This is a genomic window from Stenotrophomonas sp. GD03819, from assembly GCF_029841665.1.
GTDB classification, from domain to species: domain Bacteria; phylum Pseudomonadota; class Gammaproteobacteria; order Xanthomonadales; family Xanthomonadaceae; genus Stenotrophomonas; species Stenotrophomonas geniculata.
The window spans coordinates 34,271-40,688 of the sequence record NZ_JAOCEW010000042.1; the positions used below are offsets into that span (position 1 = coordinate 34,271).

Annotated in this window: 6 protein-coding genes, 3 tRNA genes and 1 pseudogene; all 10 read left to right on the forward strand. The window is 65.3% G+C overall.

Annotated elements, in window-relative coordinates:
* Positions 1-12: 12 nt before the first annotated feature.
* The 10 genes and pseudogenes from N5D45_RS19690 to N5D45_RS19735 all read left to right on the forward strand — a co-directional run bounded on the left by N5D45_RS19690 (position 13) and on the right by N5D45_RS19735 (position 5,986).
* On the forward strand, positions 13-573 hold the full coding sequence (locus tag N5D45_RS19690; protein WP_005409051.1) for a glycine cleavage system protein R: 561 nt from the start codon (positions 13-15) through the stop codon (positions 571-573).
* Between the two features lie 92 nt (positions 574-665).
* Positions 666-1,145, forward strand: coding sequence for a peroxiredoxin (locus tag N5D45_RS19695; protein WP_010484289.1), 480 nt, complete (start codon positions 666-668; stop codon positions 1,143-1,145).
* A gap of 84 nt (positions 1,146-1,229) precedes the next feature.
* Positions 1,230-2,630 (forward strand): PhoH family protein, encoded by a 1,401-nt coding sequence (locus tag N5D45_RS19700; RefSeq protein WP_010484287.1) that lies wholly within the window; start codon positions 1,230-1,232, stop codon positions 2,628-2,630.
* Positions 2,627-3,133: a hypothetical protein gene (locus N5D45_RS19705; RefSeq protein WP_164192152.1), complete on the forward strand. Its 507-nt coding sequence runs from the start codon at positions 2,627-2,629 to the stop codon at positions 3,131-3,133. The genes N5D45_RS19700 and N5D45_RS19705 overlap by 4 nt, the downstream gene beginning before the upstream one ends.
* Positions 3,134-3,145: 12 nt before the next feature.
* A complete protein-coding gene (locus N5D45_RS19710; RefSeq protein ID WP_010484284.1) occupies positions 3,146-3,814 on the forward strand; it encodes a YoaK family protein in 669 nt (222 codons plus the stop codon).
* A 127-nt stretch (positions 3,815-3,941) separates the two neighbouring features.
* A complete protein-coding gene (gene thiD, locus N5D45_RS19715; RefSeq protein WP_010484282.1) occupies positions 3,942-4,751 on the forward strand; it encodes a bifunctional hydroxymethylpyrimidine kinase/phosphomethylpyrimidine kinase in 810 nt (269 codons plus the stop codon).
* Positions 4,748-5,675, forward strand: a pseudogene (locus tag N5D45_RS19720) (alpha/beta fold hydrolase). The gene thiD and the pseudogene N5D45_RS19720 overlap by 4 nt, the downstream one beginning before the upstream one ends.
* Positions 5,666-5,742 (forward strand) — tRNA-Arg (locus tag N5D45_RS19725). Before N5D45_RS19720 ends, N5D45_RS19725 begins: the two are co-directional and overlap by 10 nt.
* A 58-nt stretch (positions 5,743-5,800) precedes the next feature.
* Positions 5,801-5,877 (forward strand) — tRNA-Arg (locus tag N5D45_RS19730).
* A 32-nt stretch (positions 5,878-5,909) separates the two neighbouring features.
* Positions 5,910-5,986: transfer RNA gene (locus N5D45_RS19735), tRNA-Arg, on the forward strand.
* Positions 5,987-6,418 lie beyond the last annotated feature (432 nt).

Here is a 6,418-nt window from a genome sequence, read left to right on the forward strand (position 1 = left end):
CCCGGAATCGCCTTGACCGACACCACCCCGCGCCCCGCGCCGAGCGAAAACCACCTCCTGATCAACGCCTATACGACGCATCCGGAGTCCCCCCTGCTGTCCGTCACCCGCCGCATCGCCGACAGCGGCTGCAATCTGGTGGACGCACGCCTGGCCACGGTCGGCCGCGATGTCTCGGTCACCGCCCTGGCCACCGGCTCGTGGGACTCGGTGGCCAAGCTGGAAGCGATGCTGACCCGGCTCGAGCGCGAGGAAGGCCTGAAGCTGGTCTGGTACCGCACCGCCGCCAAGCAGGCGCAGTCCAACCTGCTGCCGTACATCGTCGAGGTGATCGCCGCCGACAAGCCGGGCATCCTGTTCCAGCTGGCCGATTTCTTCGACCGCCAGGGCATCACCATCGAGAACCTGCAGAGCACGCGCTACCGCGCCATGCAGACCGGTGCGGAAATGTTCAGCGCGCAGGTCACCATCGGCGTGCCGGCCAACATGCACATCGCCGCGCTGCGCGACGATTTCCTCGAGTTCTGCGACCACCTGAACCTGGACGCGATCATGGACCCGATGAAATTCTGATCGGAAGTGAGGATTTTTCGCGCGCCTCTCACGGGCGCGTGGCGTTTCATGCAATTGTCGTAGAAAGAACCCAGGCTCGACAGAAGGACCTCATGAACAACGGCGATACCCTGGACAGCACCACCCTCTCCCTGCCGCTGGCGCTGTCCGGTGGCGAACAGGCCACTCTCGGCGACTACGCCGGCCACTGGCTGGTGCTGTACTTCTATCCCAAGGACAGCACCCCCGGCTGCACCACCGAAGGCATCGACTTCAACGCGCTGCTGCCGAAGTTCAGGAAGGCAGGCGCGGTGGTACTCGGTGTCTCGCGCGACTCAGTGAAGTCGCACGACAACTTCTGTGCCAAGCAGGGCTTCAACTTTCCGCTGGTCAGCGATGGCGACGAAGCGCTGTGCAGCGCCTTCGACGTGATCAAGATGAAGAACATGTACGGCAAGCAGGTACGTGGCATCGAACGCAGCACCTTCCTGATTTCCCCCGACAGCCGCATCGTGCAGTCCTGGCGCAAGGTCAAGGTTGCCGGCCATGCCGATGCCGTTCTCGCCGAACTGAAGGCCTCCCAGTCCAAGTGAGTCCCACTGCCTACTGTGTCTGCCATCACCCTGCCCCGCAGCAGGCCGTGGTGGTTTTTCCCTGTCCGTAACCAGGAATCGACGATGACCCGAGGCAAGCGCATCTACGTGCTGGATACCAACGTGCTGATGCACGATCCCACCGCGCTGTTCAAATTCGAGGAGCACGACGTCTACCTGCCCATGCAGGTGATCGAAGAGCTGGACAACGGCAAGAAGGGCACCTCCGAGGCAAGCCGCAATGCCCGCCAGGTGAGCCGCTTCCTCAACGAACTGGTGCAGGAATCCGGCCTGGACAACCTGGCCGACGGCATTCCGCTGCAGCGCCCCAACGGCCTGCAGCTGCGCGGCAAGCAGAGCGCCGGCAAGCTGCGCTTCCAGACCAGTCATTTCGACGCGGGCAAGAGCTTTGGCAAGGTCATTCCCGACAATGCCATCCTCGGCGCGATCCTGGCCCTGAAGGAAGAGACGCCGGATCTGCCGGTGGTGTTCGTTTCCAAGGACATCAACCTGCGGATCAAGGCCGCCATCGCCGGCATCGTGTCCGAGGACTACGAGAACGACCGCGCGCTGGACGATTTCAGCCTGCTCTACACCGGCGCCACCGAGCTGCCGGAAGACTTCTGGAAGCGCCACGGCGACGACCTGCGCAGCTGGAGCGACAAGGGTCGTACCCATTACGAAATCCTCGCGCAGGACGGCGAGGAATGGTACCCGAACCAGTACGTCTACCTGCCCGGCGAAGACGAGGTCGAACTGCGCGTCAGCCGCGTGGTCGGCGATGGCAAGGTGGTGCTGTCGCTGGTCGATGATTTCCGCCACGGCAGCCACGCCGTGTGGGGCATCAGTGCGCGCAACCGCGAGCAGAATTTCGCACTGAACGCACTGATGGACCCGGAGATCGACTTCGTTACCCTGCTGGGTACCGCCGGTACCGGCAAGACCCTGCTGGCGCTGGCCGCCGGCCTGGCCCAGACCATGGACCAGCAGCGCTACCGCGAGATCATCATGACCCGCGCCACGGTCAGCGTCGGCGAGGACATCGGCTTCCTGCCCGGCACCGAAGAAGAAAAGATGACGCCGTGGATGGGCGCGCTGACCGACAACCTGGAAGTGCTCACGCACAACCAGGAAGGCGGCACCTGGGGCCGCCAGGCCACCAACGACCTGCTCGCCAGCCGCATCAAGATCCGCTCGATGAACTTCATGCGCGGCCGCACCTTCCTGTCGCGCTACCTGATCCTGGACGAGGCGCAGAACCTCACCCCGAAGCAGATGAAGACGCTGATCACCCGTGCCGGCCCCGGCACCAAGATCGTCTGCCTGGGCAACGTCGAGCAGATCGACACACCGTACCTGACCGAGACCACCTCGGGCCTGACCTACGCAGTGGACCGCTTCAAGAACTGGCCGCATAGTGCGCACATCACCCTGCGCCGTGGCGAGCGTTCGCGCCTGGCCGATTACGCTTCGGAGGTGTTGTGAACCGCTGCACCCGCCTGTTGCTGCCCACGGCTGCGATCACCCTCGCAGCCGTGCTCGGCGCCTGCACCACCACGCGCGGCCCGGCCAGCGTGCCGACCGCCGAGCGCACCGGCCAGTCCTGGGTGGTCACCCGCCCGATCATCGCCGCGCAGGTGCTCGACACCTGCTCGCGGCCCAGCCCCGGCCGCGAGGCCGGGCGGGTCAGCGGCTACTGGGCGCCCAGCCGGCAGCAGGTCGACCAGCTGGAAGCGCGGCTGTCATCGCTGGAGGCACAGGTACCGAAGGTGCTGGACTTCGACCGCCAGTACGTCGGCATCGAAAGCGCCGGCAAGCGGCTGATCTACATCAACGCCTTCCACCTGCCCGACGACAGCGGCATCAATCCGGCACGGGAAGCGATCCGCGTCTGTGACGGCGGCACGCAGTTCTGGGGCGCGGTGTTCGACCCGGCCAACAACACCTTCAGCGAGCTGCAGTTCAACGGCGGCTTCGGCGGGCCCTGAGGGGCCCCGCCGATGGGAATTCGCCTGCCCACCTGGGTCTGGATCGGCGCGGTCGCGCTGTCGTGCGTGGCCGGCATGGTGAATGTCGTCGGCTTCCTCGGTTTCGAACACCAGGCCGTCAGCCACATGACCGGCAGCACCAGCCAGTTGGGCATGGCGCTGGCCCAGGGTGACTGGCGCGCGGTCGGCCACCTGTGGGGACTGCTGATCGCGTTCTCGCTGGGCGCGATGCTCAGCGGCCTGTTGATCCAGGACAGCACCCTGCAGCTGGGCCGTCGCTACGGCGTGGCCCTGGCACTGGAATCGGCGCTGCTGCTGGTGGCCATTCCGCTGTTCGAACAGCACCAGATCTGGGGCGCACTGGCCGCCGCCATGGCCTGCGGCCTGCAGAACGCGATGGCCACCACCTTCAGTGGCGCGGTGGTACGCACCACCCACCTCAGCGGCATGTTCACCGACCTCGGCATCGGCCTGGGCCACCTGCTGCGTGGGCTGCCGCTGCAGGTACGACGCCTGACCCTCAGCGGCCTGATCATCAGCGGCTTCCTCGCCGGCGGCATCATCGGCGCCTGGCTGTTCATGCGCTGGCAGTACGACGCCCTGCTCGCCCCCGCCCTGCTGACCGGCCTGACCGGGCTGGGCTATGTGCTGTACCAGCAGTGGGCGCGCTGGCGGCATTGAGGGTCGCGCTCTGGGGGTCAGATCCCTTTTCCTGCGGAAATGGGATCTGACCCCGCCTAGCGGATCAAAGGCATCCACGCATGGCGTGGATCTACCTTCCCCTGCAGGACCACGGCACAATCGCCTGATGAGCCCGACCACTCCCGTTTCCGCCCTCACCATCGCCGGCTCCGACTCCGGCGGCGGCGCCGGCATCCAGGCCGACCTGAAGGCCTTCGCCGCGCATCGTGTGCACGGCCTTTCGGCGATCGCCGCGCTGACCGCACAGAACACCCGCGGCGTGACCGCCGTGCACGTGCCACCAATCGACTTCCTGCGCGCGCAGCTGGACGCCTGCTTCGACGACTTCGACATCCACGCGGTGAAGCTCGGCATGCTGGCCAACGCCGAAGTGATCCATGCCGTCGCCGACGCACTGGAGAAGCATCGTCCGCCCCACGTGGTGCTGGACCCGGTGATGGTCGCCACCAGCGGCGCACGCCTGCTGGAAGACAGCGCATTGCAGGCCATGCGTGAGCGCCTGATCCCGCTGGCCACGCTGATCACTCCCAATACGCCGGAAGCAGAACTGCTGGTCGGCCGGAAGATCAGCAACGGCGAAGACGCAGAACAGGCCGCCTCAGCCCTGCTCGACCTCGGTGCGGGCGCAGTGCTGCTCAAGGGCGGTCACCTGCAGGAAGGCAATCGCGTGATCGACCGCTATTTCGACGGCGTCAGCAGCGAAGAATTCATCCATGCGCGCCTGCCACTGGACGCGCACGGTACCGGCTGCACGTTGGCTTCGGCCATTGCTGCGCAGCTGTGCAATGGCCTGAGCCTGGCCAATGCCTGCGAAGCCGGCATCGACTACGTTGCACGTGGGCTGCAGCAAGGCTATGCGCCGGGCCGCAGCGAAGTGCTGGTGCTCGACCATTTCGGCGCGGCACCGCACGCATGAGCCTGACGCCACGCATCCTCGCCGTGCAGTGCAACGACGGCCATCGCTACGAAGTGATCGCCTGCGTGCCTGCACATCCCGTCGCGCGCCTGCTGTGGCTGCCGGCACTGGGCGTGGCCGCGCGCCACTACCTGCCACTGGCATTGGCGCTGGCGGCGAAGGGCGTGGCGGTCTACCTGCACGAGTGGCGCGGCAACGGCAGCAGTTCACTGCGCCCGTCGCGCACGCAGGACTGGGGCTATCGCGAGGTACTCGAACAGGATCTGCCAACCAGCCAGGCGGTCCTGGCCACAGCGGATGACGACGCCGGCGCCCTGCCCTGGATCATCGGTGGACACAGTCTCGGTGGGCAGCTGGCTTGCGTGCATGCCGGCCGCAACCCGCACTACTTCAACCGGCTATGGCTGGCCGCCAGTGGCTCACCGTTCTGGCGCGGGTTCCCGCCACCGCGTGGCTGGCTGCTGCCACTGGTCTACCGCTTCCTGCCGTGGATCGCGCGGCGCCAGGGCGTCCTGCATGGCCGTCGCCTCGGCTTTGGTGGCACCGAAGCGCGCGGGCTGATTGCCGACTGGGCGCGCGTGGGCCTGAACAACCACTACGCCGCGTCCGGCATGGACGAAGACCTCGATGCGCAGATGGCGCGCGTGCATGGCAGCGCACAGGCGGTGCTGATGGAACACGACTGGTTGGCCCCCACCGGATCGATGCAGACGCTGCTGGCGAAGCTGCCGAATGTGGACGCGCAGCTGCGCGTGCTGTCCGCGCAGGAACTGGGCACGCGCGCCGATCATTTCGCGTGGCTGAAGGCGCCGGACGCCGTGGCTGACAGCTTTTTCATTCAGTTGGATGAAAATTTTCACAAAAACTGTTGACGGTTCGCGCCGACATCCGCATAATTCCGCTCCTGTCGCAGGGCGCCCGTAGCTCAGTTGGATAGAGTACCTGGCTACGAACCAGGCGGTCGGGAGTTCGAATCTCTCCGGGCGCACCACTCGACAGGTTTTCAGCATCCGCCGCTGGAAATGTTTTAAAATTTGATTGTGTACCGCGCGCCCGTAGCTCAGTTGGATAGAGTACCTGGCTACGAACCAGGCGGTCGGGAGTTCGAATCTCTCCGGGCGCACCATACACAGTCAGCACAACAAGTTTATGTAATTGGCGCCCGTAGCTCAGTTGGATAGAGTACCTGGCTACGAACCAGGCGGTCGGGAGTTCGAATCTCTCCGGGCGCACCATTACACCGAAACAGCAGGCCCCGGCCTGCTGTTTTTTTATGTGTGTTTTTCGGCAGGGCTGCGCCCTGCACCTGCCGAAGCAACGGCCGGAACAACAGCAACAGCACGCATTCCGCGGGGTGGCGGGGCGATGTCGGAGTGCGGGGACGCCGCAAGTACGTCCATGTAGGCTTGGCAGCCGCATCCATGCGGCTGACACCCCGCACTCCGACATCGCCCCACCCCTGACAGATTCTCGCGATCTGATGGATCCACGTCATGCGTGGATGAATCTTCATCGGAATCGAATATTTCGAATCGAGCTCGAAAAGCATCCACGCATGGCGTGGATCTACTGTGTCGACCAAGGTCGACACCTACCAACAGCGGTCCATGCCGTTCCGACAGATCGCGGAAATCTGTCGAAGGCGGGGTGGGTCCGGTTGCGGGGGC